This window comes from Deinococcus planocerae (assembly GCF_002869765.1).
GTDB classification, from domain to species: Bacteria; Deinococcota; Deinococci; order Deinococcales; family Deinococcaceae; genus Deinococcus; species Deinococcus planocerae.
Map to the genome: position 1 here is coordinate 12,495 of NZ_PNOR01000016.1, position 23,582 is coordinate 36,076.

Consider the following 23,582-nt stretch of genomic DNA (forward strand, 5'->3'; position numbering starts at 1 on the left):
CGCAGAGCACGCGGGCCGTCTCCTCCGGCGTGCGGGAACAGGCCCTACTGCGGGAGTTGTTCGAGCACCGTCACCAGGCGCGGGTCGAGGGTGACCCCGGCCTGGGCCCGGACGCGCTCGGGGTCGCCCAGGCGGACCGAGGCGTTCGCCACGGCGAGGATGCGGGCGTAGAGCGGGATGTCCTCACCGCTCAGGCCGTTCGGCTCCCCGCCGCCGTCCCAGCGCTCGTGGTGGTGGCGGATGGCCTTTTGCGACTCGGCGAGCTGCGGGACCCCGTGCAGGAAGTTGGCGCCGACCTGGGCGTGTCCGGCCTCGCCGTTGATCTTGCCGAGGTCGTGGAGGGTGGCGGCGAACCAGAGTTCTTCGAGCTCGCGCCCTGCCAGCCCCACCGCCCGCCCGAGGCGCAGGGCCGTCTCCGCCACCGCCTGCGCGTGCCCCAGCGAGTCGAACTCGCGGCTCTCGACCGCCTCGACGAGGGCGACCGAGAGCTGCCGGGACGCCTGCCGCCAGTCGTCGCGCGATCCCAAGAGGCTCAGCAGCGGCGCGACAGCCCCCGCCCAGCGGGACACAGCCTCCTGCGCGGCGGGCGCGACCTCCCCCGCCACCCTGCCGTCGAAGACGAGCGCGCCCAGGGTGCGCCCCCGGTCCGCCAGCGGCACGACGAGGGTCCAGAGCGCGTCTTTCAGCCCGCACTCGTCGAGCCGGGCGTGGACCTCGGGCGGGTTCTGCTCGTAGAGGTCGCGGCCTCCCCCCGCGAGCACCCGGGGGCGGGGTCCGGTCCAGGGGCCGCTCAGCACCGTGCCTACCAGGGTCTTGGGATAGCCGAGAACCGCCGTCACCCGGTCTTCTCCCCGGCGCAGGACCCCGTACCCCTGCACCCCGCCTCCGAGCAGGCTCGCCCCGTGCGCCAGGGCCCCCTCCAGGATGCCCTCGGCGGTCGGGCGGGCGAGGAGATCGGCCAGCACGCGGGTCGCGTCGGGCGTCTCGGCGGGGGTGGGTCCTTCGGCGGCCACCGCCGGGCGGAGGTCGGGTTCGGGCGCGGTCTGCGGGCGAGGGGGGCGTCGGAACACGTTGCGGCGAGTATACCCGCGCTACCCTGGCCCCCGGATGCCGCGTCCCCCCACCCCCCCCGGAGACTTCAGGACCCAGCGCCCCGCCACTCACCCGCCGCGCCCCAGCCGGGTGACGGAGGCGGTGCGGCGCGGTTACGACGCCTACACGCGCCGGGCCCGGGCCTGGACGGCGGGCTACCAGGAACGCGGCGGGCGGGTCTACTGCGGGGCGGGGTGCTTCGCGTGCTGCAACATGCCCATCCGGGTCAGCCTCGCCGAGGCGCTCGTGACCGCGCAGGCCCTGACGGAGGGGGGGGCCGCGCGGATGGAGGCCCACGCCCGCCGGGTCATTCAGAACGCCCGCACCGCGCCGAGCGACGACGTGTACGTCGAGCGCCACCGCCGGGAGGTAGGCTATTGCCCGCTGCTCGACCGGGCGACGGGCGGCTGCTCGCGCTACGACGTGCGGCCCACCCGCTGCCGCGACACCTTCAGCGCCCTGCCCGCCCGCTACTGCGAGGCCGGGGCGTGGGAGCAGATGACCCGCCGCGAGCGCGAGGCCTATCGCCGCGAGGTCGCCCGCACCCCCGGCACCGACGGCGAGCTGCACTTCATCGCCCCCCTCGAACATCTCTCGGAGCCGATCTGGGCGTCGGCGGCGAAGGCCATGCGCGCCGAGTGGGGCGTGGAGGCGTGGGGCGACTTCTGGGTCCTGACGACCCTGGCCCGCGACGCGGCCTTCATGGCGGCCATCGAGCGGGGGGACGCGCGGGGGGCGTGGCGGGCGGCGAAGGCGGCGGGGCTGGCGCACCCGACGGTGCTGGAGGTGGGCTGAGCACCCCCTAGACTGTCCCGCGTGAGCGCCTCCCCCTCCATCCCCAGAGCCGACCTTTATGCTGCCGCCGACCGCTTCGGCACGCCGCTGTACGTGTACGACGCGGCGGAGCTGGACGCCGCCCTCGCCCGGGTGCAAGCGGCGTTCGGGGGGGCGCGGGTCTTCTACGCGATGAAGGCGAACCCGAACCTCGCGCTCCTCGCCCGGTTGCGTGCCTCGGGCGTGGGCTTCGAGTGCGTGAGCGCCGGGGAGATCGCGCGGGCCGAGCACGTGGGTGCGGGGGGCGAAGACATTCTGGTGAACGGCCCCGCCAAGTCGCGCGAGGAGTACGAGACGGGCGCGCGGCTCGGCGCCATCTTCGTCGTGGACCGCGAGGAGGAGGTGGGGCTTCTGCCCCCCGGCTCGCGGGCCCTCGTGCGGGTGAATCCGGCCCTGAACGTCAGCACCCACGACCACCTCGCCACGGGCGCGGCGGGGAGCAAATTCGGGGTGACGCCCGCGCAGGCCCCCGGGGTGCTGCGGGCGCTGCGGGAGGCCGGGCACCACGCCCTCGGCCTGCACGTCCACATCGGCAGCGCGATCCGTCTTGTTACGGACTTCGGCGCCGCCTTCGCCCGCCTCGCCGAGTTGCGGGCGCACACGGGCGAATTGGAGGTCCTCGACGTGGGCGGCGGCTGGGGGCTGGGCGCCGACCTGCCCGGTATCGCCCGCGAGGCGCGGGAGGCCGCGAGCGCGTTCGGAGCGCAGTTGTGGGTCGAACCGGGCCGCTACCTCGTCGCGCGGGCGGGCACGCTGCTCACGCGGGTGGTGGGCACCAAGCGCACCGGGCGCAACTTCCTCCTCACCGACGCGGGCATGACCGAGCTGCTGCGGCCCATGCTGTACGGGGCCGTTCACCCGGTCACGCCGCTCTGGGACGGTGGGGAGGCACAGACCTGGGACGTGGCCGGGCCCGCCTGCGAGAGCGGCGACCTGCTCGCGCGGGACGTGGCGCTGCCTGAGCCGAACCCGGGCGACCTCCTCGCGGTCGGGGACGCGGGGGCGTACGGGGCGGCGATGAGCGGCAGCTACCTCACCCGGCCCAGGCCCGCCGAGGCGCTGTGGGAGGGTGGTGCGTGGCGGCTGATCCGACGCCGGGAGACGCCGCGGGACGTGTGGGCGGCGGAGATGGGCGCGTACACTGCCTCCACCCATGATCGTCAAGGACCTTGAACCGCAGACGTACTCTGACCCCCTGCGCCGCGCCGGGTACGAGGCCGAGCGGCAGATGACGCACTACCTCAAGCGGGCCTTCGGGGACGACCCCCACGTCTGGGTGTGGCACAACCTGCGGATCGAGCGCAAGGGGGAGGCGGCGCAGCTCGACCACCTCGTCATGTACAGGCACGGCCTGATCGTGGTGGAGAGCAAGAGCGTGACGGGGCAGGTCAGCATCAACGGGCAGGGGGAGTGGACGCGCTGGTGGAAGGGCGAGGGACGCGGGATGCCCTCCCCCATCCTGCAAGCCCGGCGACAACTCGACCTGCTCACGCGGCTGCTTTCCGAACACACGGAGAAGGTGCTCGACCGGGGTCTGTTCGGGCTCACCCAGCGCCGCTTCGATCCCATGCGGCGTGACGTGCTCGTCGCCATCTCGGACGGGGGCCGCGTCACCCGCAAGGCGGAAGTTCCCGAGGTCGTGAAGGCCGACCAGGTGCCAAGGCCGCATCCGGGAGATCACGCGGGAAGCGGGCGGCCTCGGCGCCTTCGCCTTGAGCGGCATCGAACTCGCGCGCCTGGCCACCTTCTTGTGGGAACGTCACCAATCCGCGGTACAGATGGCGGGGCAGACGGCACAGACACCCCCGTTCCCCCCGGAGCCGGCCCCCGCGCCCGCCCAACTCAGAACCTCCCGGGAGCGGCAGAGCCAAGTGCGGCCCGACCCGGGCATCGGCTGCCGCTCCTGCGACTCGGTGGACGTGATGGTCGTGTATGGAAAATACGGGTATTACCTCAAATGCCGCGCCTGCGGCGGGAACACCCCCGCGAAGGCAGTTTGCCCCTCCTGCGGTCAGCCGGGGCGACTGCACAAGGCCGGGCGTGAGTTCACGGCCCGTTGCCCCGGCGGGCACACCTGGGCCTACTTCACCAATCCGGCGGACGCCTGAGCCGCATCCTCACCGGGACCTTTGCCCCACCTGGGCTATCATGCCCCCGTGACCCTGCCGCCCTCCCCGACGGTCTCCCCCACGCCCGACACCACCCGCGCCCGCATCCTGACCGAGGCGGCGCGGCTGTTCGTGGCGAGCGGCTACCACGGGGTGAGCATGCGGGAGGTGGCGGCGGCGGTCGGCGTGACCAAGCCCGCGCTCTACCACCACTATGCCGACAAGGAGGCCCTCTTCCTGGCGATGCTGAACGGCACGCTGGCGGGCCTCGCGCGGCTGGTGACCCACGCCGAGGGGCAGCCCGGCATCCGCAGGCAACTGGAGGTGCTCGTGGGCGACCTGCTGGCCTCGGCCCCCGAGCAGAGACTGGGCCTGCAACTCGCGGGAGAACTGCGGCACGTCTCGCCCGAGCGCCGCGCCGCCTTCGAGGGCGAGTACCGCCGGGTGTGGATGGGGGGCCTGACGCGCCTGATCGAGGGGGCCGCCTCGCGGGGTGAGCTGCGCGCCGACCTGCCCCCCGCCGTGCTGACGCGGGCGCTCCTCGCGCTGCTCTACCCGCTGGTGACAGGGGCGCCGCCCACCGACCCGCACGGCACGGCCCGGGCGCTGCTGAGCGTGTACCTCGACGGGGCCGCGGCGCGGTAGGCGCTCACCCCGGGGAGGCAGGCCCCCGGGCGATGATGAAGGTCCTTCACCCGCCACTTAGGAACGGTGCACAACTTCTCCCGGAGCATGGCCTGTATCGCGCCTTCGCGGTGCGTTGGTTCGTTGTGCTTTTCCTCGCCCCGCGCGCGGCCCCCGTGGCCCACGCACCCCTCCCGCCCGCCTTTCTGGAGACACCCTGATGGAAACCCTGTTCGGCTGGATCACCCAGCCCGAGGCCTGGCTTGCCTTCGGCACGCTGCTGCTGCTCGAAGTCGTGCTCGGCATCGACAACGTGATCTTTATCAGCATTCTGGCAGGCAAGCTGCCGCCCGAGCAGCGCCAGCGCGCGCGCACCATCGGCCTGCTCGCCGCGATGCTGATGCGGCTCGCGCTGCTGTTCTCGATTGCCTGGATCTACCGGTTGCAAAACGACCTGTTCGAAATTTTCGGAAGGGGCTTTTCGGGCCGCGACCTGATCCTGATTTTCGGCGGACTCTTCCTGCTCTACAAGGCCGTCAAGGAGATGCACGAGCAACTCGAAGGGCCCGGCACCCATGAGCCCACCCTGGGGAGCGTGGGCGCGGCGAATTTCGCGGGCATCATCGCGCAGATCATGGTGCTCGATATCGTGTTCAGCCTCGACTCGGTGATCACGGCGGTCGGGATGGCCGACGACATCGGCGTGATGGTGAGTGCCGTCGTCGTGACCGTGCTCATCATGCTCGTCGCCGCGCGGCCCATCGGCGAGTTCGTGCAGGCGCACCCCACCGTCAAGATGCTGGCGCTGGCCTTTCTCCTCCTGATCGGCGTCAACCTGATCGCCGACGGCTTCGGCTTCAAAATTCCCAAGGGCTACACGTACTTCGCGATGGGCTTCGCCATCATGGTCGAGCTGCTCAACCTGCGCGCCCGCAAGGGCAAGCCCGTCGCCCTGCACGAGACGCAGAGGCACCCGGACGCGGGCTGAGACACCGAGAACCACGGAGGCGGAGGCTCACGGGCTTCCGCCTCTTGCCTACAAAAGCGGGGTTGACCGGACTTCCCTTGCAAGCGACTCCGTGAGGCCACTCGGAAAGAGGGAGAAATCGGCTTGAGCCCCGGCTTTTTCAAAACGCCTATCCAGACTGCGAACAGGAGCACGCCGCATCAACGCCCCTGGCCCACGACCACGTCGGCTCGCGCAGCGAGACGGTGGGCGAGCGACTGGAGCGCGACAAGATCACACCTTACGTCCTCAAAAACCCGACCACCCGCGCCGCCCGTCAACCCTTGCTCAGCGCAGCGCCGCCCCCCCTGCCCCCCCTGGGGGGAGGGGGCAGGGGGGTGGGGGCAAACCGAATCAAGTTGCCCTGCCACATCCTCTCACTTCACCTGAGCCACGCGACTCAACCCACCCGCTCACCGTTCAGGAAAATCGCCGCCGACGGGCACAGATCGCGCAGCACACAGCCCTCGCAGCGGGGGCGCCCCGCCTTACACGTCTGCCGACCGTGGCGGATGGTGGCGACGTGGAAGGTGTAGCGGGCCGTCCAGTCACGCGGCAGCACCTCGTCGAACCAGCGCTCGACCTTCACGGCGCTCCAGCGGGCGGGCGTCAGGTCAAGCCGTTTGGCGATGCGGTCGATGTGCGTGTCCACCGGCATCGCGGGCCGCGCGAGGTCGAAGAGCAGGACACAGCTCGCCGTCTTCGGCCCCACGCCGGGCAGCGATTCCAGCAGGGCGCGGGCGTCCGCGTCGCTCAGGTCGCGCGTCTCCCGCAGGCTGAGGGAGCCGCGCGTCTCCTCCAGGGTATGCAAGACGTTCCAGATGTAGTCGGCCTTGATCCTCGCCAGGCCGCCGCCCGCCGCGCGCAACACCGCCTCGATACCGTCCGGCCCGTCTGCCAGCGCTGCCTCCCAACCCGGGTAGGCGAGCTTGAGGGCCTCGAACTGACGGCGGGTGATCGCCCCGACGTTCTGTTGACTCAGGATGGTCTCGATCAGGCCGTCCAGGGGTTCGGGGCTGAGCCTGGGGCGGGGCGGGGTGGGCAGGTACGTCTCCCCCAAGCGCCGCGCGATCTCGGGCAGGGGGGCGGGCGGCGGCACCTCCTGGCTGGGGGGAGGGCGGGGGGTACGGACCCTGGGAGGCGCGGCAGTCGCGATCAGGGTGAGGGGGGACCCGGGCGGGGGGGCGGGAACGCGGGGCACGGCCCAGGCTAGCCCCGGGGTGGAGGCGCGACTGTGCCTGAAGGTGGAGCGTTTGACCCGAGAACGCCGTCACGCCGACTCGCAAAGCGGCGAGGCAGAGCGCGAGCGACGCCTTGCCCCGCCGTGCGCGAGACCCTTCGACTGCGCTCCGGGTGACACCTGTTCTTCCGTCCAGTGCTCCAGAGCCGGGAGGTGGAGGCGGGTCCCCTGGTCCCCTACTGCCGGGCGCGCAGCTTGGTGACGTTGCCCGCCGCGTCGCGGACCTCGATGTCGGCGTAGATGCCGGTCGTCTCGGCGTAGAAGTCCACCCGGGCGCCCGGCGTGATGTTCAGGCGGTTGCCGTCCACCAGAATCTGGGCGACCCGGTTGTCGTCGGTGGCGGCGCCGGTCACGCGGATGACGTTGCGCTCGCGCTCGAAGCGGGTGACCTTGATAGCCGGGTCCGTGCCGTCCACGCTGACGGGCAGGCGCAGGGTACTCTCGTTGCCCGCCGCGTCGCGCGCCCGGATCGTGTACTCGCCGCGCGAGCCCTGAATCTGCGTCTGGAAGACGAAGTTGGCGAGCTTCGGCGTGCCGCCCTGGAGGGGGACCGGGCGGCCCTCCACCGTCAGTTCCTTGACGCCGTGGTCGTCGAGCACGTACCCCTTGACCACGAAGTTGCGCGCCTGGCTGACCCCGCCCCCCTCGGGGCTGGTGATCACGATACGCGGCTGGAAGGTGTCGGCAGTCCGGTTGCACGCCCCCAGCAGCGCGGCGAGCGGGAGGAGCAGCAGGCGGGCGCGGCGCATGGGGGGAGTATAGCGGGGGGAGCGGCCAGCCCTCGGCCCTCAGCCGTCAGCCGCAGGGGGGCGAGGCACCGGCGCGTCACGCTGAATGCTCCCCGGCCACACGTCCCCCGCCCCGGTGCTTTAATGCCCCCCGTGAGCGCGCCCCCCCGTCCCCCCGCCGTCAGCCGTGCCATTCCCGAGGGCACCCGCGATGTCCTGCCGCCCGAGTGGGCGTGGCGGGAGCATCTGCGCGCACGGCTGATGGGCGTCTTCTCCGCCTGGGGGTATCAGGGCGTGGAGGTGCCCGCGCTGGAGTTCGCCTCGGAGGCGCACCCGCAAAACGCGCGGGCCTTCAAGCTGATCGACGCGAGCGGCGAGGTGCTGGCCCTGCGCAGCGAATACACCACCGCCATCGGTCGGCTCGTGCGCGCCCGCTTCCCACAGGGGCCCTTCCCCCTGCGCCTCCAGTACGGCGGGCGGCTGTGGCTGCGCACCCTGACGAGCGAACTCGGGCGGCTGCGCGAGTTCTATCAGGTCGGCGTGGAACTCGTCGGGGTGGAGACGCCGGGGGCCGACGCGGAACTCCTGCGGCTGGGCACCCGGGCGCTCGATACGGTCGGCGTGCGGGCGGTCATGGAGGTCGGCTATCCCGGCTTCGTGGACGCCGTGCTGGAGGACGCGGGCCTGCACGGCGAGGCGCGCGACGCCCTGCACGGGGCCATCGACCGCAAGAGCGGGGCCGACGTGGACCTCCTCGCCCGGCGGCACGGCCTGGGGGCGGACGTGACCCGGACCCTGCACCTGCTGACCGACCTGTACGGCGGGCACGAGGTGCTGGGTCAGGCGGCGGGGCTGGCGCGTGGCGTGCGGGCACGGACGGCGGTCGAGCACCTGGAGGCCGTCGCCGCGCTGTGCGACCCGGGGCTGCTCTTCGACCTGGGGGCCAGCCGCCGCTACGGGTACTACACCGGGATCACCTTCCGCGCTTACGCCGAGGGGCTGAACCAGCCCGTGCTGGGCGGCGGGCGCTACGACCTCTCCGGGGTGCCGGGGGCGGGCTTCGCCATCGGCCTGGAGCGGCTGACGGAGGTGGCGGCGGCGACCCTCCCCCCCGAACCCGAGGTCGTGCTGGCCCTCGACCCGGCTGGAGCGGAGACGGCCCGCGCCGCCGGACTCGTGGCCGAACTCGCCTGGACGGACGACCGCGCCGAACTCCTCGCCTACTGCGCCCGCCGGGGCATCCGCCGCTGGGCGCGCGGCGAGACGATCAGCGAGGGGGGGGAAGCGTGACCCCGGCCATCCAACGCGGCCCCGACCACCTCACCCTCGCGCTGCCCAAGGGCCGGATTCTGGAGGAGGCCGTTTCCCTGCTCTCCCGCGCCGGGCTGCCCCTGACCCTTCCCGAGCGGTCCCGCGCGCTGCGGCACGAGTTTCCCGGCGTGACCGTGCTCGAACTGCGCAACCAGGACGTGCCGGTGTACGTGGACCTCGGCGTGGCGGACGCGGGCATCGTGGGGAAGGACGTGCTCGTCGAGTCGGGGCGGGCGGTGTACGAGCCCGTGGACCTGCGCTTCGCCGGGTGCCGCCTGTCCCTGATCCGGGAGGTGGGGGCGGCGGGGCCTATCGGTCGCGTTGCCACCAAGTACCCCCGCTCGGCCCGCGCCTACCTCAACTCGCGCGGCATCCCCGCCGAGGTCGTGAGGCTCAGCGGCAACATCGAACTCGCCGCGCTGACGGGGCTCGCCGACGCCGTGGTGGACCTCGTGCAGACGGGGGGCACCCTGCGCGCGAACAACCTGGAGGAGGTCGAGGTGCTGTTCCACTCCAGCGCCCGCCTGGTGGTGAACCGCGCGGCCCTCAAGCTGCGGCGGGAGCGACTGCGGCCCCTGATCGAGCGGCTGCGGGAGTTGGTGGCGGTGGGGGCGGGAGAGCTTTAGAGGCGTGAAGTCGAAGGCTTGCTGTAAGAACTGACCGCCATCTCAACCTCTAGAAGTCCGGCTCCTCCAACTCTCCACCAACGAACTTCGCCAACCCTGCGAGACCTACTTCCTGCGGTGTGGCCCAACGTGCACGCCCGCCTATAACGGCATCAAGAACGCCATTCAGCAGAAGGCGCCCCTCGCTGTCAGGGAAACGCGCGGCGTCTTCCGTGATAGCCCTTGGGTCAGGGTAGACGGTGGAACATTCGAGACAATAAGCGTGCAAATGTCCAGCGGCGGAGAGGCGAAGGTACAGTGGGCCTGCACCACAACAGGTGCAAGCCGATTGGAGGTATGAAGCCACGATGCAAGGATGCTCCGTCGGCAGGCGATAACTCCAGACCCAGAGAGCCTACTCACTAACTCTGGGCGACCGCTTCCTCCCCCAGCGCCTCCGCCATCCGCTCCAGCGCCTCGATCAAGAGAGCGCGGCTGGTGGCGAAGTTGACGCGGATGAAGCCCTGGTACTGCGGCTTGAGTTCTTCCGGCGCGAAGACGGGGCCGTCGTGGACGGCGATCCTCGCCTCCTCCAGCAAAAATTTCTGGATGTCCCCAGCCCGCGGGTGCGCCCGCAGGTCGAGCCACGCGAGATAGGTCGCCTCGACGGGGAAGGAGCGCACCCAGGGGAGTTGCGTCTCCACAAAAGCCTGGAGCACGTCGCGGTTTCCCCGCAGATAGTTGACCGTGCCCTCCAGCCAGGGCCTGCCCTCTCGCAGGGCCGCCTGCCACGCCGTCACGCTCAGGGCGCTGGGGTGGCCCATCAGGCCTCCGACGGAGGTCTTGACCCGCTTCACGAGCTCGGGGTCGTGGCTCACCATCGCCCCGATCCCCAGGCCCGCCGTGTTGTACGCCTTCGCCGGGCCGGTGAGGGTGATCGTCTTCGCCCGCACGCGCGGGTCGGCGGCGAAGGATTCGAACGCCCGGCCCGTGTACCGCAGATCGGCGTGCAGCTCGTCCGACATCACCCACAGGTCGCGGGCGAGCACGAGGTCGCGCAGGCGGGCGAGTTCTCCCTCGTCCCACACCCGCCCGGTGGGGTTGTGGGGGTGGCAGAGCAGAAGCAACTTACTGCCCTCGGTCGCGGCCTCCAGCGCCTCCCAGTCGATCTCCCAGCGCCTCTCCCCCTCCCGCAGCGGCGCGGCGGCCACCCGCCTCCCCTGGTCCGTGAGAGCGAGGTGGAAGGGGTGGTACACGGGCGTCATCGTGACGACGGGTTCACCCGGCTCGGTCAGCGCCTTCACGGTGGCGTAGATGCCCGGCACGACGCCCGGCAGGAAGGCGGTGCTCCCATCCGGGAGGTCGGTCAGCCCCTGCGTGGCGAGGTGGTCCCGCAGTTGGCCGGTCAGGGTGGTGTCGCCGAGAAGCTGGTGGTAGCCCAGCCCGCGCGTCAGGCGGTCCTGAAGGGCGGCGACGATGGGGGGCGCGACCGGGTAGTCCATGTCGGCGACCCAGAGGGGGATGACGCCCTCGTCGTAGAAGGTCCACTTCAGGCTGTCCACGTGCCGCAGGGTGGCGGGGTCGAGGCCGCCGTAGGGGTCCGCGACGGAAGCGTCGGGCAGGAGTTCGCTGGGCTGCGCGTCGGTCATGGGGCGAGGATACGCCGCCCGGTCAGGCTTCGGGGCCTCCCGCGATTCGGGCGAGTTCGGCGGCGTCCACCACCCGCACCGTGCGGCGCTCCAGGTGAATCAGGTTCAGACGGTAGAACTCCCCCAGCTTGCGGCTGACGAGTTCGGGCACGGTGCCGAGGAGGGCGGCGAGTTCGCTGTTGGTGGGCAGGGCGTGGGGCCCGGCGGCGTGCTCCAGCAGGTAGGCGGCCAGACGTTCCCCAAGTTCGCTGAAGACGAGCTGTTCCACCCGCGCGAGGAGTTCGGCTTGCCGCCGCGCGAGGTAGGCGATCACGGCCCCGGCGAGGGCGGGCGTGCCGCACACGCGCCCCCGCACCGCCGCCGCGGGCAGGGCCAGCACCTCGGTCGGGGCGGCGAGGGCCACCGCGCTCGCCGGATACCGCGCCTGCGCCTCGAAGGCCGCCACCCCCGCCACGACCTGCCGCGGTCCCTCGACGTGCAGGGTCAGTTCGCGGGTGCCTCCCCGCGCCAGGCGGTACACCCGCACGCTGCCCGAACTCACGATGTACAGCGTGTCCGCCGCGTCCCCCGCCCGGAAAAGGTGCTCGCCGCGCGTGAAGGACCGGAAGGACGCCAGCGCCGCCAGCGGCCCCAGGTCGGCGGGGTCGGCGCCGCGGAAGATGGGGGCCTGCGCGAGGAGTCGTTCGGCCTGGGCAGTCACGTCCCCAGATGCTGCCACGCCAGGGGCCGGGAAGGAGGGCAAGGCCCCTTGCTCCTACGCCCCGCCGAGCAACGTGACGAGTACCCGCGTGTCGGATTGGTCCGCCTCCAGGGCGAGGGGCTCGTTCCCGTCGTGGGTGATGACCTCAGCCCCGTGGAGAGTTCGAGTGCCCTCATCGGTCGTGACGTGCACCTCACCGCTCAGGACGGCAAGCACCACCCGCGCCCCCGGATGACCGTGGCGGGGTACGCCCTCCCCCGCGTCCAGGTGAAAGAGGAGGCTGCGACCCCCCGCCGTCGCCGCGAGAACCTGCGGAGGCTGGGCCCGGTTCACGGTGCCTCCCCGGTTCCCCGCGCGTGCCGCTCCAGGGTCACCCGCATCCGCCCGGCGAGGGCCAGCAGCGCCTCGGCCTCGGGCGGGTCCAGTTCCTCGCGCAGGGTCCTCTCCCAGAGCCGCAGCCAGCGGTCGAAGTGGGCGGCGTCGATGCCCAGGGCCGCGTGCGCCGGGCCGGGCTGCCCCCGGTAGGCGCTCGGCCCACCGAGCACCGCCCGCCAGAATCCCTCCAGCCGGGCGATGTGGACGGGCCACCCCCCGCCCGGAAAGGGCCCGACCCGCCGGGTGAAGACGGGTCCCAGCAGCTCGTCCCGTGTCGCCCGGGCGTAGAAGGCCCACAGCAGGCGCCGCAGCCGCTCGTCGCCGAGCCGGGCGTACAGGGAAGTCGGGAAGGGCAGGCTCATGGATAAGCGAGGGCGGCCAGCCCGCACAGCAGGACGCTGGCCGTGAGGGTGAGGTGGGTGATCCAGACGGGCGGCGCGGCACCGGGGGTTCCCGCCCGCCGGACGTGCAGGCCGACGAGGGCCCCGATCAGGACCAGCACCACGAGTTCGAGGAGCAGCGGCGCCGTGAAGCCCCCGGTTACGCCGAGCGCGAGCACGACGAGCAGCAGCAAAGCCGTCAGCGGGCCGTTCACCCGGGCGTAGTGGCGACCCACCAGGCGGCGGTGGGCGCTGCGAGTCGCCTCATCGGGAAACAATTCCCTGAAAGCGGGGCTCACGACGAAGGTGGTGAAGAGGTACATCCCCACCCACACGCCGACGAGGAGGATGTTGAGGGCGGCCAAGACCGTCATAGCCCAAAGAACGCCTTGTTCTTGACGATGAACTCGGTCTCCCCGGCGGGCACGTCCTCCTCGGGGAAGATGGCGCTGACGGGGCAGGCGGGGACGCAGGCGCCGCAGTCGATGCACTCGTCGGGGTGGATGAGGTACTGGTCGCCGCCGTCGTAGATGCACTCGACCGGGCACACCTCGGTGCAGGCCTGGTCCTTGACGCCGATGCAGGGGCTGACAATGATGTGGGTCACGGGGACAGGATGCCTGTCCGCGCGCCCCGCCCGCCATGACCCAGGTCATGGGCACCGTAGACTGGACCGCGATGCTGGCGATCATAGGCGCGATGGACGAGGAGATCGAAGTGCTGCTCGCGGAGTTGCGGGAGCGCGAGGACCTGACGCGGCCCGGCGTGACCCTGCACCGGGGCGTGCTGGACGGGGTGCCCGTGCTCCTCACGCGCGGCGGGATCGGCAAGGTGAACGCCGCGATGACGACCACGCACTTGATCGTGGCCGGGGCGACGCGGGTAATCTTCACGGGGGTCGCGGGCGGCGTCTTGCCGGGCCTGCGGGTGGGCGACATCGTGGTGAGCACCGACCTCGTGCAGCACGACGTGGACGTGACGGCCCTGGGGTACGAGGTCGGCACCATGCCCGGCGAGCCCCCCGCCTGGCCCGCCGACGAGCGGCTGAGGTCTGTCGCGTTGGCGGCGGCGGGCCAGGTCGAGGGGGTGCGTGTCCTGGAGGGCCGGGTGGCGAGCGGCGACCAGTTCATCGCCTCGCCCGAGGGGGCACAGAGGCTGCACGACCTCTTCGGGGCGGCCTGCGCGGAGATGGAGGGGGCCGCCGTCGCCCAGGTGTGTGCCAAGGCGGGGGTGCCCTTCGTGGTCATCCGCTCGGTGAGCGACACCGCCGACAAGGGCGCGCGGGTGGACTACCGGACCTTCATGCCCCTCGTCGCCCGGCACGCCAAGCAGGTCGTGCGGGGGATGCTCGCCCGCTTGGCAGCGCAGGGGTGAACACGTCCGTCACCCGGACGCTCCCCGCCCCCGTGCGCTTCGTGCTGGGGCTGGGCGTGCTCGTGGGGTTCGCGGCGCTGGGCACCGCCCTCGTCTCCGCCCTGCGGCTGCCGCTGCCGGGGTCGGTGGTCGGGATGGTGCTGCTGTGGGCCGCCCTGTCCCTGGGGGTGGTGCGGCTCCACTGGATCGAGGACGCCGCCGACGGCCTGCTCGCCACCCTGGGGCTGCTGTTCGTGCCCGCCACCGTGGGCGTGATCGAGTACCTCTCGGCGGGGGCGGCGTGGGCGCTGTGGCTCCTCGTGATGCTCGCCGGGCTGCTGCTGGGGGCGGGGGTGGCGGGGCTGGTGGCGTCGCGGCTGGTGCGGGGGTGAGGGGCCTTCAGCCTTCTGCCTTCTGCCTTCCGCCCTCTGCACCCGCAGGGTCCCCGTGACCTGGGTCGCCCTCACCCTGCTCGCCTTCGCGCTGGGCGTGGTGGCGCAGATCAGGACGCGGAGCGCCCTCGTCAACCCCACCCTGATCGCCACGGTGGTCGTCGCAGCGGTGCTCCTCGTGACGGGGACGCCCTACGGCACCTATCAGGCGCAGGTGCGGCCCGTCTCCTTCCTGCTGGGCCCGGCGGTGGTGGCGCTCGCGGTGCCGCTGTACCGGCTGCGGGCGCTGCTCGCGCGGGAGTGGCGGGCGCTGGCGCTGGGGGGACTGACGGGCACGCTCGTCGGGGTGGGGGCCGACACGGGGCTGGCTCACCTGCTCGGCCTGAGCGAGGCGGCGCAGCGGTCGCTGAGCACCGCCCCCGCCACGAGCCCGGTCGCCCTGCAACTCGCTCCCCTCACCGGCGCGCCCCCGGTCCTCGCGGCGACCCTCGCCGTTCTCTCGGGGCTGGTGGGGGCGCTCGTGCTCCCGCCTGTCCTGACCCGGCTGGGCGTGCGCCATCCCCTCGCCCGGGGAGTCGCCATCGGCAGCGTCGCCCACGGGGTCGGGACCGCCCGCGCCCGCGAGGAGGGCGAGCAGACCGGCGCCGCGAGCAGCATCGGCATGGGGCTGGCCGCCCTCCTCGTGACGCTGGTGGTCGCGCTGACGCGCTGAGGCTCAGAGCCGCGCCACCACCGTCTCCGCCCCCGTCACCCGGTCGCCCACGCTGACCTGCGGCACGGCGTGCCCCGGCAGCGTGAGCAGGACGAGCCCGCCCTCCTCCAGGAAGGCGAGCTTGTGCCCGGCGCGGGTCTCGTCCCCCGGGCGGACGTAGGTCATGGCGTTCAGGCCCCCCGCCCCCGCGACCAGGGTGACCCCCACGTCGCCGCCGGGCGTCTCCAGCGTGGTGACGTGGCGCTCGTTCTCCACCGCCCCGCGCGTGCCGAGCAGGTCGGCGGGGCGGCCCAGCAACAGCCCGGCGCCCCCGAGGGACACGTTCAGGCGGCTGCCGACGTGCTCGACCTCCCGCGCCGTGCCGCCCACCGGGGCATAGGCGAAGTGCACGTCGAGCGGGCCGTTGAACAGCCCGACGAGCCACCCCTCCCACACGTCCGCGCCGGTCAGGTCACGCGTGCTCAACGGGGCGGCCAGCGTCTCCACCCGCACCTCCCCGCCCTCGATGCGCCGGACGAAGCACACCAGCCCGTCGGCGGGGCTGAGGACCGCGCCCGCGTCCTGCGGGGGAATACGGATGGGATCGCGGTAACGGCGCACGCCGCGCACGTACCAGACGGCGGCTCCCAGGACGGCGAGGGGCAGGATCAGGCGGGGCAGACCGGGCATGGAGCGAGTGTAGAGGAGGAACGGGGGGCCCGCTCCGGCGCTACCGGGAGACGAAAATCTGCACGCTCTGAAGGGTGTCGGGCTGGGCCCCCGGGATGGCCGTCTCCCCACCCTGACCGCTCCGCGCCGTCCGCGTGAGCCTCGCCAGCACGTCCTGCCCAGCCACGACCTTGCCGAAGACCGTGTAGTCCCCGCTCAGAAAGTCGGCGGGCGCGAGCGTGACGAAAAACTGGCTTCCCTGCGAGAAGTAACTCTGCGAGCGGGCCATGCCCAGCACCCCCGCCGAGTTGAACTTCAGCCCCTCGTCGAGCTCCACGAAGAAGCCGTAGCCCGGCCCGCCCGTGCCCCACCTCTCCCGCTGCGCAGCCTCGGCGCTGAGGGGATCGCCCCCCTGCGCCATGAAGCCCTCGACGACCCGGTGAAAGCGCGTGCCGTCATAGAAGCGGTTCAGCGCGAGAAAGACGAAGTTGTTTACCGCCTTGGGTGCCTGCCGGGCGTACAGCTCGACCGTCACGTCGCCCTTGTTCGTCTTCAGGACGGCGCGGTAGGTCTTCGCGGGGTCGACCACCCAGCCCGGCTCCCTGAAGGAACGGACGGGCTGCGCGCTGAGATACGGCACGGGCGCGAAGGTGGGCGCGGCGGCGGGGCGGGGCGGCGTCGTTGCCGGGGTGGAGGTCTGGGCGAACGCGGCGGAGACGAGCAGCAGCGCGGACAGGGTGAGGGAGCGCATGGGCCCCAGCCTAGCGTGCCGGGGAGGGCGGTCCTCCACTCACCCCTCCTCCACCGCCAGGCTCGTCGTGTACTTCTCCTGCTTGACCACAATCGTGCTCGCCGTGTTCCGCACGCCGGGAGTCGCCGCCAGCACGTCCACCAGGAAGGTCTGGTAGGCGTCCAGGTCGGGCACGCACACCTTGAGCAGGTAATCGGTGTCCCCCAGGCACAGGTAGCACTCCAGCACCTCGGGGCGGGCGCGCATGTGCTCGGCGAAGGTCTCGAAGCCCTGCTTGGTCTGCTTGTCGAGCGTCACCCGCACGAGCACCATCAGGTCCCGCCCGACGAGCTTGGGGTCGAGCAGGGCCACGTAGCGGCTGACCACCCCCTCCTCCTCCAACCGCCTCACCCGGCGCAGCGTGGGCGCGGGCGTCAGGCCGATCTCGTCGGCGAGTTCGGTGTTCGGAATGCGGGCGTCCCGCTGAAGGATCGTCAGGATGCGGCGGTCGATGGGGTCGAGTTCGGGCCGTGACATAAATGTCAGCACTTTACCCGTTTTGCGCAACGACGTTGCGGTGGTGAGTGTCAGGGCCGGTGGGGGAGCAATCTCGAAGGCCGATGCTCCTGCTACCATTGCGTCACGGCAGCCAAGAAACCGTCGGCGGGGGTCACTCCCGACCGGCGCACGGAGGTAAGGACATGCACATCGGACTTCCCAAGGAAATCAAGGTCAAGGAAAACCGGGTGGCCCTCACGCCGGGCGGGGTGGCGACCCTGGTGCGGCGCGGGCACAGCGTCACCGTCGAGCGCGGGGCGGGCCTGGGCAGCGGCATCGCGGACAGCGAGTACGAGCGCTCAGGCGCCCGGCTTGGCACCGAGGCGGAGGCCTGGGGCGCCGAGATGGTGGTGAAGGTCAAGGAGCCCGTGGAGGCCGAGTACCCTTACCTGCGGGACGACCTGCTCCTCTTCACGTACCTGCACCTCGCCGCCGACCGGCCCCTCACCGAGGCGCTGTTGCGGGCCGGAACCACCGCCATCGCCTACGAGACGGTGCAGGAGACGGACGGCAGCCTCCCCCTGCTGATGCCCATGAGCGAGGTCGCCGGTCGGCTGAGCGTGCAAGCGGGTGCGTACCACCTCCAGAAGCCCAACGGCGGGCGCGGGGTGCTGCTGGGCGGCGTGCCCGGCGTGCAGGCGGGGCACGTGGTCATCCTGGGCGGCGGCGTGGTGGGCACGAACGCCGCGAAGATGGCGATGGGGCTGGGGGCCAAGGTCACGGTCCTCGACGTGTCGCACCGCCGCCTGACGTACCTCGACGACGTGTTCTTCGGCAAGCTCACCACCATGATGAGCAGCGAGGCGAACATCCGCGCCCTGCTGCCGGAGGCGGACCTGCTGATCGGCGGCGTGCTGATCCCCGGCGCCAAGGCCCCGCACCTCGTCACGCGCGACATGCTCCCGCTGATGCAGGAGGGCAGCGTCATCGTGGACGTGGCGGTGGACCAGGGCGGCTGCGTGGAGACGATCCACGCCACCACCCACGACGACCCGACCTACGTGGTGGACGGCGTGATCCACTACGGCGTGGCGAACATGCCGGGCGGCGTGCCGCGCACGAGCACCTTCGCGCTCACCAACCAGACGTTGCCCTACGCGCTGCTCCTCGCCGATCAGGGCGTGGAGGCGCTCAGCCGCAACCCGGCCCTGCGCCGCGGCCTGAACACCTACCGGGGCCAGATCACCTTCGAGGGCGTGGCCGAAGCCTTCGAGCTGCCCGTCGCCCAGGCCGAGGCCGTGCTGGCGTAGACAGAAAGCAGAGAAAGGGGCGAGGCAACCACATCGGCGGCCTCGCCCCTTCCTTTCAGTTCCGGTTTGCCGTCATGCTCAGCGGCCTCAACCCCGCCTCGATCTGCCCGCGCCTCGGCTCCAGAAAGGGCGCGAGCACCAGCGATTCCCCCAGGTGGGCCGGGTCCTCGTCCACCGCGAAGCCCGGGCCGTCCGTCGCCAGTTCGATCAGGATGCCCTGCGGCTCGCGGTAGTAGACCGAGTGGAACCAGTGGCGGTCTACCTCGCCGCTCGTCCGCAGGCCCAAGCCGCTCAGCCGCGCGCTCCAGGCGTGGTAGTCCTCGTCCCGCACCCGCAGGGCGAGGTGGTGGACACCGCCCGCGCCGGACCGGGCCGGGGGCAGGGTAGGGTCGAGGCGGAGGTGGAGTTCGGCGTGCGGGCCGCCCTCCCCCATCGCGTAGACGTGGACCGTCCGTTCGGGCTTCTCGGGGTCGGCATAGGTGCCCGCCGCGTGCAGGCCGTAGGCGCGGGTCAGCACCCGTTCGGTGGGAAAGAGACCGGGCAGGGTGAGTTCGACGGGCCCCAGGCCGAGAAGCTGGTGCTCGGCGGGGATGGGGCTGCCCTCCCACGCCACCCCCTCCGGCCCACCTTCCACGAGGCTGAGGCGCTGGCCTTCCGGGTCGGCAAAATCGAGGTGGGGCCGATTCGCGCGAGTGACGGGCGTGACGGTCAGGCCGTGCTCTCGCAAGTGGTCTGCCCACCATTCCAGACTTCCGACGGGCACCCTCAAACCCGTGCGCGTGATCGCGTTGTTGCCCGGCACCTCGGGCGGCACGGGCCACTCGAAGAAGGTCAGGTCGCTTCCCGGACTCCCCGCCCCGTCCGCGAAGAAGAGGTGGTAGGCCGTCACGTCGTCCTGATTCACTGTCTTCTTCACCAGCCGCAGGCCCAGCACGCCCGTGTAGAAGTCGAGGTTCGCCTGCGCGTTCGCCGTCACAGCGGTGACGTGGTGCAGGCCGTGGGGGATGAGGGGAGAGGTGGTCATGGGCGTATTGTAGATCGTTTAACGTCAAACGATGGTGGGTACGAGGTCTTTTGCTCCCTCTCCCCTCGCGGGTGACTCGAAGAGCTGCGAAGCGGAGGGCCGGGGTGAGGGGGAAGGCAAGCTCTCTCACCGCCAAGAAGATGCCTTCCCTTCCTCTTGGCCTTGAGACGGCGTGCCCGCTCACCCCCTTCCAACCTCCCCCCTCTGCAAGCAGCTCTGCGAGTCAAGGGGGAGGAGCGAAAAGATGAAGGCGCGAGACGGCCATCACCGCCCCGCGCCCCTCATCCCTGCCCTTACATCACCTCGAACAGTCCCGCCGCTCCCATGCCGCCGCCGACGCACATGGTGGCGACGACGTACTTGGCCCCCCGGCGCCGTCCCTCGATCAGGGCGTGGCCGACGAGGCGGGCACCGCTCATACCGTAGGGGTGGCCGACCGAGATGGCGCCGCCGTCGACGTTGAGCCTGTCGTCCGGGATGCCGAGCTTGTCCTGGCAGTAGAGGACCTGGACGGCGAACGCCTCGTTCAGCTCCCACAGGTCGATGTCGTCCACCGTCAGGTCGAACCGCTTGAGCAGCTTGGGCACCGCGTAGACCGGGCCGATGCCCATCTCGTCGGGCTCGGTGCCCGCGACCGCCATGCCCATGTAGCGCCCGAGCGGCCTGAGACCTCGGCTCTCAGCCAGGCCCGCCTCCATCACCACGCAGGCAGAGGCGCCGTCGGAGAGTTGCGAGGCGTTGCCCGCCGTGATCTGGTTGCCCTCGCCGCGCACGGCCTTGAGGGCCTTCAAGCCCTCCATCGTGGTGTCGGGGCGGTTACCCTCGTCTTTGGTCAGCGTCACTTCCTTCATGCTGACCTCGCCCGTCTCCTTGTTGGTCACGGCCATGCGCGCGGTCACGGGGATGATCTCGTCGTCGAACCTGCCCTCGGCCTGGGCCTTCGCCGTGCGTTGCTGCGAGCGCAGGGCGTACTCGTCGCAGCGTTCGCGGCTGATGGTGTACCGCTGGCCGACGACCTCGGCGGTGTCGATCATCGGCATGTAGACGCCGTTGTGCATGGACAGCAGTTCGGGGTCGGGGCCGACCCGCATCTCCGGCGTCTGCACGAGCGAGATGGACTCCACCCCGCCCGCCACGCACACGTCCATGCGGTCCACGATGACCTGCTTGGCGGCGGTGGCGATGGACATCAGGCCGGAGGCGCACTGCCGGTCGATGGACTGGCCCGCCACACCCACGCCGAGCCCCGAGCGCAGCGCGGCGTTGCGGCCAATCGTGGTCTGCACGCCCTGCTGCATCGCGGCGCCCATGATGCAGTCCTCGATCTCGGCGGCCTCGACCCCGGCCCGCTCGACGGCGGCGCGGATGGCGTAGGAGGCGAGAGTGGGCGAGGGGGTGGCGTTGAAGGCCCCCCGGTAGGCCCTGCCGATGGGGGTGCGGGCGGTGGAAACGATGACAGCTTCGCGCATGGTGGGGCTCCTTAGATCGGTGAGCTTCACGACGCCCTCGCCGTGAGCTTGACTTCCAGTTCGGCTTCCAGGGCGGCGGCCACACGCCGGAGCATGTCGAGTGAGTGGCCCCAGTAGAACGGATTGACGAGGCGGTTGACAGCAGAGCGGCTGGTGCCGAGGCGGCGGGCGAGTTCAGCCTGAGACACCCCCGCCTTTTCCAACGCCTGTTCGATCTCCAGACTGACGGGGTTCATCTCGGCGGGGGCGAGAAAGATCATCTCTTCGCTGCCGTCGAGTTCCCTTCGGAGATCGGCCTCCAAGTCCTCCAAGCTCCGCACCCGGGGCTCGGCCTCCGGCTGGTCCTCCAGCGCGAGGGCGATGCTCTCCTGAGTGAGGCGGAGAAGGTCTTCCCGGTTTCCGGCGGTGACGATGCAGTGAAGTTCAGGGACGAGGGCGTTCCAGTTACGTTCGCCCGAACTGACGACGGTCAGGTACACCTTCTCCTCCCTCACTTCTGCCTCAGTGCGTCCTGCACGGCCCGTTCCTGGTACTTCTTCGCGTCGTTACCCGCATTGCCGCTGATGATGACCGTGACCTCGCCCCGAACATACTTCCGGTGACTGCCCCGCACGCTCCTCAACTCGAACCCCGCCCTTTCCAGGTCCCGAATGAGGTCACGGATTTTACGGGGCACGGTTCATCCAACCGACGTTATCAAATCTGCGAACCTCCTCAGGCTCCCGCCCTCTCCCGGTCGTACCCCGCGAACGTCTTCCCTTCCTCCGCCAGCCTCCTCAGCAGCGGCGCGGGCGTCTGGCCGTACTGCTCCAGGTCGGCGACCACGTTCTGTAAGCCCATCTCGTCGGCGTACTGCATGGGGCCGCCGCGGTAGGCGGGGAAGCCGTAGCCGTAGATGTAGATCACGTCGATGTCGCCCGCGCGCTGGGCGATGCCCTCGTCGAGAATCTGGGCCCCCTCGTTGACGAGAGAGTAGACGAGGCGCCTGGTGGCCTCCTCCCGGTTGATCTCGCGCGACTGGAGGCCCTTCTCGGCGCGGTAGTCCTCGATGAGCCTCTGCATGTCGGCGTTGGGCTTCGGCCTGCGGTTCTCGTCGTAGTCGTAGATGCCGCCGCCGGTCTTCTGGCCCTTGCGCCCGGTCTCCACGATGCGGTCGAGCCAGCCGTCGGGTTTGGGTTCGCCGCGCACCTTCGCCTGGTGTTGGCGGATCAGGTAGCCCACGTCCAGCCCGGCCATGTCGCTCATCTCGAAAGGGCCCATCGGCAGGCCGAGGGTGTGCATGGCGGCATCGGCGTCCTCGGGGCGGGCGCCCTCCTCGACGAGCTTGCGCGCCTCGTCGCCGTAGCGGTGGATCATGCGGTTGCCCACGAAGCCGTCGCACACGCCCACCACGACGCCCACCTTCTTGATCCGCTTGGCGAGGGCCATGCTGGTGGCGAGGACGGAATCACTCGTCTTGTCCGCCCGCACGATTTCGAGAAGCCGCATCACGTTCGCCGGGCTGAAGAAGTGCAGGCCGATGACCTGTTCGGGGCGGGAGGTGACGGAGGCGATCTCGTTCACGTCGAGGGTGCTCGTGTTCGTGGCGAGGATCGCGCCGGGCTTGGCGATCTCGTCCAGACGCTTGAAGATGTCCTTCTTCACGTCCATGTTCTCGAACACGGCCTCGATGATGATGTCGGCGTCTTTCAGGTCCTGCATGTCGAGGGTGGACGTGAGGAGACTCATACGCTTCTCCACGTCCTCCATGCTCATGCGGCCCTTCTTCGCGGAGTTCTCGTAATTGCGGCGGATGACGCCGAGGCCACGGTCGAGGGCTTCCTGCGAGGTCTCCACGATGGTCACGGGGATGCCCACGTTCAGGAAGTTCATGGCGATGCCGCCGCCCATCGTGCCCGCGCCGATGATGCCCGCTTGCTTGATGTCGGTGGTGGGTGTGTCCTTGCCCAGGCCCGGAATCTTGGCGCTCTCCCGCTCGGCGAAGAAGATGTGGCGCAGGCCGCGCGACTGCGGCGAGTCCTTGGCGTCCATGAAGAGGCGGGCCTCGGCCTCCCAGCCCACCGCGAAGGGCTGGGTGGCCGCCATCTCGGCGAGGTCCACGATGTAGCCCGGCGAGAGCTGGCCCCGGTGCGTCTTTCTGATGCCCTCGCGCGCGGCGGCGAACACTTCGGGGCTGGCGTCCGTCACGGTGCGCTCGCTGACCCGGGGCAGGGGGCGGATGTTGGCGTGAGCCTCGGCGAAGGCGACGGCCCCTTCCAGCAGGTCCCCTTCCACGATCTCGTCCACCAGGCCGAGTTCCTTCGCCTCGGTTGCCCGGATCGGGTTGCCCGAGAGCATCATCTCCAGCGCCTTCTGCACGCCCACGACGCGGGGCAGTCGCTGGGTGCCGCCCGCACCGGGCAGAACGCCGAGCTTGACCTCGGGCAGGCCCATCTGCGCGTCCTTCACGGCCACGCGGTAGTTGCAGGCCAGGGCCACTTCCAGGCCGCCGCCGAGCGCCGTGCCGTGGATGGCGGCGACGGTCGGCTTCTCGAAGCTGTCGAGGCGGGAGATGAAGCCCCGCAGGTCGGGGGCCTGCTCGCGGGGCATGTCAAACGTCTTGATGTCCGCCCCCGCGATGAAGGTGCGCCCGCCGCCGATGATGACGACCGAGTGCACGCCCTCATCGGCCAGCGCGGCGTCGAGGCCCGCGTGGAGGCCCTCGGGGACGCCGGGAGAAAAGGCGTTGACAGGCGGGTTGTTGATGGTCAGGACGAGAACGTCCCCCTGGCGGGTCTGCTCGACGATGCTCATA

28 protein-coding genes are annotated in these 23,582 nt (G+C 71.1%); 11 read left to right on the forward strand and 17 right to left on the reverse strand.

Annotated features, from left to right (window positions below; all coding sequences use genetic code 11):
- Positions 1 to 44 precede the first annotated feature (44 nt).
- Positions 45 to 1,070, reverse strand: a complete 1,026-nt coding sequence (locus A7B18_RS10645; RefSeq protein WP_102126682.1) for an HD-GYP domain-containing protein — start codon at positions 1,068 to 1,070, stop codon at positions 45 to 47.
- 37 nt (positions 1,071 to 1,107) lie between these two features.
- On the opposite strand from A7B18_RS10645, the gene A7B18_RS10650 reads away from it, so the two are divergent.
- From A7B18_RS10650 to A7B18_RS10670, 5 genes are all read left to right on the forward strand, one after another.
- Entirely contained in the window at positions 1,108 to 1,887 is a 780-nt protein-coding gene (locus A7B18_RS10650) for a YkgJ family cysteine cluster protein (RefSeq protein WP_102126683.1), read from the forward strand.
- A gap of 21 nt (positions 1,888 to 1,908) precedes the next feature.
- A complete protein-coding gene (gene lysA, locus A7B18_RS10655) occupies positions 1,909 to 3,099 on the forward strand; it encodes a diaminopimelate decarboxylase (protein WP_425430331.1) in 1,191 nt (396 codons plus the stop codon).
- Positions 3,080 to 3,970 carry a nuclease-related domain-containing protein gene (locus A7B18_RS10660; RefSeq protein WP_245872826.1) on the forward strand — a complete coding sequence of 297 codons (891 nt, stop codon included), beginning with the start codon at positions 3,080 to 3,082 and terminating at the stop codon, positions 3,968 to 3,970. The genes lysA and A7B18_RS10660 overlap by 20 nt, the downstream gene beginning before the upstream one ends.
- A 112-nt stretch (positions 3,971 to 4,082) precedes the next feature.
- Entirely contained in the window at positions 4,083 to 4,679 is a 597-nt protein-coding gene (locus A7B18_RS10665; protein WP_180970108.1) for a TetR/AcrR family transcriptional regulator, read from the forward strand.
- A 196-nt stretch (positions 4,680 to 4,875) separates the two neighbouring features.
- Complete coding sequence (locus A7B18_RS10670) at positions 4,876 to 5,646, forward strand: TerC family protein (protein ID WP_219722119.1); 771 nt, start codon at positions 4,876 to 4,878, stop codon at positions 5,644 to 5,646.
- 418 nt (positions 5,647 to 6,064) lie between these two features.
- On the opposite strand, the gene A7B18_RS10675 is transcribed toward A7B18_RS10670, so the two are convergent.
- Together A7B18_RS10675 and A7B18_RS10680 are read right to left on the reverse strand one after the other, a co-directional pair.
- Positions 6,065 to 6,865, reverse strand: a complete 801-nt coding sequence (locus A7B18_RS10675) for an endonuclease III domain-containing protein (protein WP_245872827.1) — start codon at positions 6,863 to 6,865, stop codon at positions 6,065 to 6,067.
- Between the two features lie 215 nt (positions 6,866 to 7,080).
- Positions 7,081 to 7,653, reverse strand: a complete 573-nt coding sequence (locus A7B18_RS10680; protein WP_102126686.1) for a hypothetical protein — start codon at positions 7,651 to 7,653, stop codon at positions 7,081 to 7,083.
- An 81-nt stretch (positions 7,654 to 7,734) separates the two neighbouring features.
- On the opposite strand from A7B18_RS10680, the gene A7B18_RS10685 reads away from it, so the two are divergent.
- Together A7B18_RS10685 and hisG are read left to right on the forward strand one after the other, a co-directional pair.
- Positions 7,735 to 8,922: an ATP phosphoribosyltransferase regulatory subunit gene (locus A7B18_RS10685; RefSeq protein ID WP_281260158.1), complete on the forward strand. Its 1,188-nt coding sequence runs from the start codon at positions 7,735 to 7,737 to the stop codon at positions 8,920 to 8,922.
- A complete protein-coding gene (gene hisG / locus A7B18_RS10690; RefSeq protein WP_102126688.1) occupies positions 8,919 to 9,569 on the forward strand; it encodes an ATP phosphoribosyltransferase in 651 nt (216 codons plus the stop codon). The genes A7B18_RS10685 and hisG overlap by 4 nt, the downstream gene beginning before the upstream one ends.
- A 401-nt stretch (positions 9,570 to 9,970) precedes the next feature.
- On the opposite strand, the gene A7B18_RS10695 is transcribed toward hisG, so the two are convergent.
- From A7B18_RS10695 to A7B18_RS10720, 6 genes are read right to left on the reverse strand one after another with little or no spacing between them, the layout of a single operon-like run.
- Complete coding sequence (locus tag A7B18_RS10695) at positions 9,971 to 11,197, reverse strand: MalY/PatB family protein (RefSeq protein ID WP_102126689.1); 1,227 nt, start codon at positions 11,195 to 11,197, stop codon at positions 9,971 to 9,973.
- Positions 11,198 to 11,219: 22 nt separating this feature from the next.
- Positions 11,220 to 11,897, reverse strand: a complete 678-nt coding sequence (locus A7B18_RS10700; RefSeq protein WP_102126690.1) for a Crp/Fnr family transcriptional regulator — start codon at positions 11,895 to 11,897, stop codon at positions 11,220 to 11,222.
- Positions 11,898 to 11,951: 54 nt separating this feature from the next.
- On the reverse strand, positions 11,952 to 12,230 hold the full coding sequence (locus A7B18_RS10705; RefSeq protein WP_102126691.1) for a cupin domain-containing protein: 279 nt from the start codon (positions 12,228 to 12,230) through the stop codon (positions 11,952 to 11,954).
- Positions 12,227 to 12,634, reverse strand: a complete 408-nt coding sequence (locus A7B18_RS10710) for a group III truncated hemoglobin (protein ID WP_102126692.1) — start codon at positions 12,632 to 12,634, stop codon at positions 12,227 to 12,229. Before A7B18_RS10710 ends, A7B18_RS10705 begins: the two co-directional genes overlap by 4 nt.
- Positions 12,631 to 13,026 carry a DUF4149 domain-containing protein gene (locus A7B18_RS10715; RefSeq protein ID WP_102126693.1) on the reverse strand — a complete coding sequence of 132 codons (396 nt, stop codon included), beginning with the start codon at positions 13,024 to 13,026 and terminating at the stop codon, positions 12,631 to 12,633. Before A7B18_RS10715 ends, A7B18_RS10710 begins: the two co-directional genes overlap by 4 nt.
- Positions 13,023 to 13,259, reverse strand: coding sequence for a ferredoxin (locus tag A7B18_RS10720; RefSeq protein WP_102126694.1), 237 nt, complete (start codon positions 13,257 to 13,259; stop codon positions 13,023 to 13,025). The genes A7B18_RS10715 and A7B18_RS10720 overlap by 4 nt, the downstream gene beginning before the upstream one ends.
- Before the next feature lie 71 nt (positions 13,260 to 13,330).
- On the opposite strand from A7B18_RS10720, the gene A7B18_RS10725 reads away from it, so the two are divergent.
- Genes A7B18_RS10725 through A7B18_RS10735 form a run of 3 tightly spaced genes read left to right on the forward strand, consistent with a single transcriptional unit; the run spans position 13,331 to position 15,109 of the window.
- Positions 13,331 to 14,026 (forward strand): 5'-methylthioadenosine/adenosylhomocysteine nucleosidase, encoded by a 696-nt coding sequence (locus A7B18_RS10725; protein ID WP_180970109.1) that lies wholly within the window; start codon positions 13,331 to 13,333, stop codon positions 14,024 to 14,026.
- Positions 14,023 to 14,397 (forward strand): CidA/LrgA family protein, encoded by a 375-nt coding sequence (locus A7B18_RS10730; protein WP_102126695.1) that lies wholly within the window; start codon positions 14,023 to 14,025, stop codon positions 14,395 to 14,397. Before A7B18_RS10725 ends, A7B18_RS10730 begins: the two co-directional genes overlap by 4 nt.
- 55 nt (positions 14,398 to 14,452) lie before the next feature.
- Positions 14,453 to 15,109, forward strand: coding sequence for an LrgB family protein (locus A7B18_RS10735; protein WP_102126696.1), 657 nt, complete (start codon positions 14,453 to 14,455; stop codon positions 15,107 to 15,109).
- A 3-nt stretch (positions 15,110 to 15,112) separates the two neighbouring features.
- On the opposite strand, the gene A7B18_RS10740 is transcribed toward A7B18_RS10735, so the two are convergent.
- The 3 genes from A7B18_RS10740 to A7B18_RS10750 are packed head-to-tail and all read right to left on the reverse strand — an operon-like array spanning position 15,113 to position 17,024.
- The gene (locus A7B18_RS10740; RefSeq protein ID WP_102126697.1) at positions 15,113 to 15,778 is read right to left on the reverse strand and encodes a phosphatidylserine decarboxylase; all 666 of its coding nucleotides are present in this window, start codon (positions 15,776 to 15,778) and stop codon (positions 15,113 to 15,115) included.
- Positions 15,779 to 15,818: 40 nt separating this feature from the next.
- Complete coding sequence (locus A7B18_RS10745; protein WP_102126698.1) at positions 15,819 to 16,508, reverse strand: peptidylprolyl isomerase; 690 nt, start codon at positions 16,506 to 16,508, stop codon at positions 15,819 to 15,821.
- A gap of 39 nt (positions 16,509 to 16,547) precedes the next feature.
- Positions 16,548 to 17,024 (reverse strand): Lrp/AsnC family transcriptional regulator, encoded by a 477-nt coding sequence (locus A7B18_RS10750; RefSeq protein ID WP_102126699.1) that lies wholly within the window; start codon positions 17,022 to 17,024, stop codon positions 16,548 to 16,550.
- Positions 17,025 to 17,188: 164 nt separating this feature from the next.
- Between A7B18_RS10750 and ald the strand changes: the two genes are divergently transcribed.
- Positions 17,189 to 18,295 carry an alanine dehydrogenase gene (gene ald / locus A7B18_RS10755; protein WP_102126700.1) on the forward strand — a complete coding sequence of 369 codons (1,107 nt, stop codon included), beginning with the start codon at positions 17,189 to 17,191 and terminating at the stop codon, positions 18,293 to 18,295.
- A gap of 55 nt (positions 18,296 to 18,350) precedes the next feature.
- On the opposite strand, the gene A7B18_RS10760 is transcribed toward ald, so the two are convergent.
- The 5 genes from A7B18_RS10760 to A7B18_RS10780 form a co-directional block, all read right to left on the reverse strand.
- Positions 18,351 to 19,319 carry a ring-cleaving dioxygenase gene (locus A7B18_RS10760; protein ID WP_102126701.1) on the reverse strand — a complete coding sequence of 323 codons (969 nt, stop codon included), beginning with the start codon at positions 19,317 to 19,319 and terminating at the stop codon, positions 18,351 to 18,353.
- A gap of 293 nt (positions 19,320 to 19,612) precedes the next feature.
- Entirely contained in the window at positions 19,613 to 20,788 is a 1,176-nt protein-coding gene (locus A7B18_RS10765) for an acetyl-CoA C-acyltransferase (RefSeq protein ID WP_102126702.1), read from the reverse strand.
- Between the two features lie 26 nt (positions 20,789 to 20,814).
- Positions 20,815 to 21,282, reverse strand: a complete 468-nt coding sequence (locus A7B18_RS10770; RefSeq protein WP_102126703.1) for a helix-turn-helix domain-containing protein — start codon at positions 21,280 to 21,282, stop codon at positions 20,815 to 20,817.
- Complete coding sequence (locus tag A7B18_RS10775; protein WP_102126704.1) at positions 21,279 to 21,464, reverse strand: type II toxin-antitoxin system HicA family toxin; 186 nt, start codon at positions 21,462 to 21,464, stop codon at positions 21,279 to 21,281. Before A7B18_RS10775 ends, A7B18_RS10770 begins: the two co-directional genes overlap by 4 nt.
- A gap of 38 nt (positions 21,465 to 21,502) precedes the next feature.
- Positions 21,503 to 23,581, reverse strand: coding sequence for a 3-hydroxyacyl-CoA dehydrogenase NAD-binding domain-containing protein (locus A7B18_RS10780; RefSeq protein ID WP_102126705.1), 2,079 nt, complete (start codon positions 23,579 to 23,581; stop codon positions 21,503 to 21,505).
- Position 23,582 lies beyond the last annotated feature (1 nt).

Excerpts from the sequence above, each read along its gene's own strand:
- A7B18_RS10765 (WP_102126702.1), bottom strand. The coding sequence starts at position 20,788 with ATGCGCGAAGCTGTCATCGTTTCCACCGCCCGCACCCCCATCGGCAGG.
- ald (WP_102126700.1), top strand. The coding sequence starts at position 17,189 with ATGCACATCGGACTTCCCAAGGAAATCAAGGTCAAGGAAAACCGGGTG.
- A7B18_RS10650 (WP_102126683.1), top strand. The coding sequence starts at position 1,108 with ATGCCGCGTCCCCCCACCCCCCCCGGAGACTTCAGGACCCAGCGCCCC.
- A7B18_RS10695 (WP_102126689.1), bottom strand. The coding sequence starts at position 11,197 with ATGACCGACGCGCAGCCCAGCGAACTCCTGCCCGACGCTTCCGTCGCG.
- A7B18_RS10740 (WP_102126697.1), bottom strand. The coding sequence starts at position 15,778 with ATGCCCGGTCTGCCCCGCCTGATCCTGCCCCTCGCCGTCCTGGGAGCC.
- A7B18_RS10760 (WP_102126701.1), bottom strand. The coding sequence starts at position 19,319 with ATGACCACCTCTCCCCTCATCCCCCACGGCCTGCACCACGTCACCGCT.
- A7B18_RS10660 (WP_245872826.1), top strand. The coding sequence starts at position 3,080 with ATGATCGTCAAGGACCTTGAACCGCAGACGTACTCTGACCCCCTGCGC.
- A7B18_RS10715 (WP_102126693.1), bottom strand. The coding sequence starts at position 13,026 with ATGACGGTCTTGGCCGCCCTCAACATCCTCCTCGTCGGCGTGTGGGTG.
- A7B18_RS10745 (WP_102126698.1), bottom strand. The coding sequence starts at position 16,508 with ATGCGCTCCCTCACCCTGTCCGCGCTGCTGCTCGTCTCCGCCGCGTTC.
- A7B18_RS10780 (WP_102126705.1), bottom strand. The coding sequence starts at position 23,581 with ATGAGCATCGTCGAGCAGACCCGCCAGGGGGACGTTCTCGTCCTGACC.
- A7B18_RS10725 (WP_180970109.1), top strand. The coding sequence starts at position 13,331 with ATGCTGGCGATCATAGGCGCGATGGACGAGGAGATCGAAGTGCTGCTC.
- A7B18_RS10680 (WP_102126686.1), bottom strand. The coding sequence starts at position 7,653 with ATGCGCCGCGCCCGCCTGCTGCTCCTCCCGCTCGCCGCGCTGCTGGGG.
- A7B18_RS10750 (WP_102126699.1), bottom strand. The coding sequence starts at position 17,024 with ATGTCACGGCCCGAACTCGACCCCATCGACCGCCGCATCCTGACGATC.
- A7B18_RS10710 (WP_102126692.1), bottom strand. The coding sequence starts at position 12,634 with ATGAGCCTGCCCTTCCCGACTTCCCTGTACGCCCGGCTCGGCGACGAG.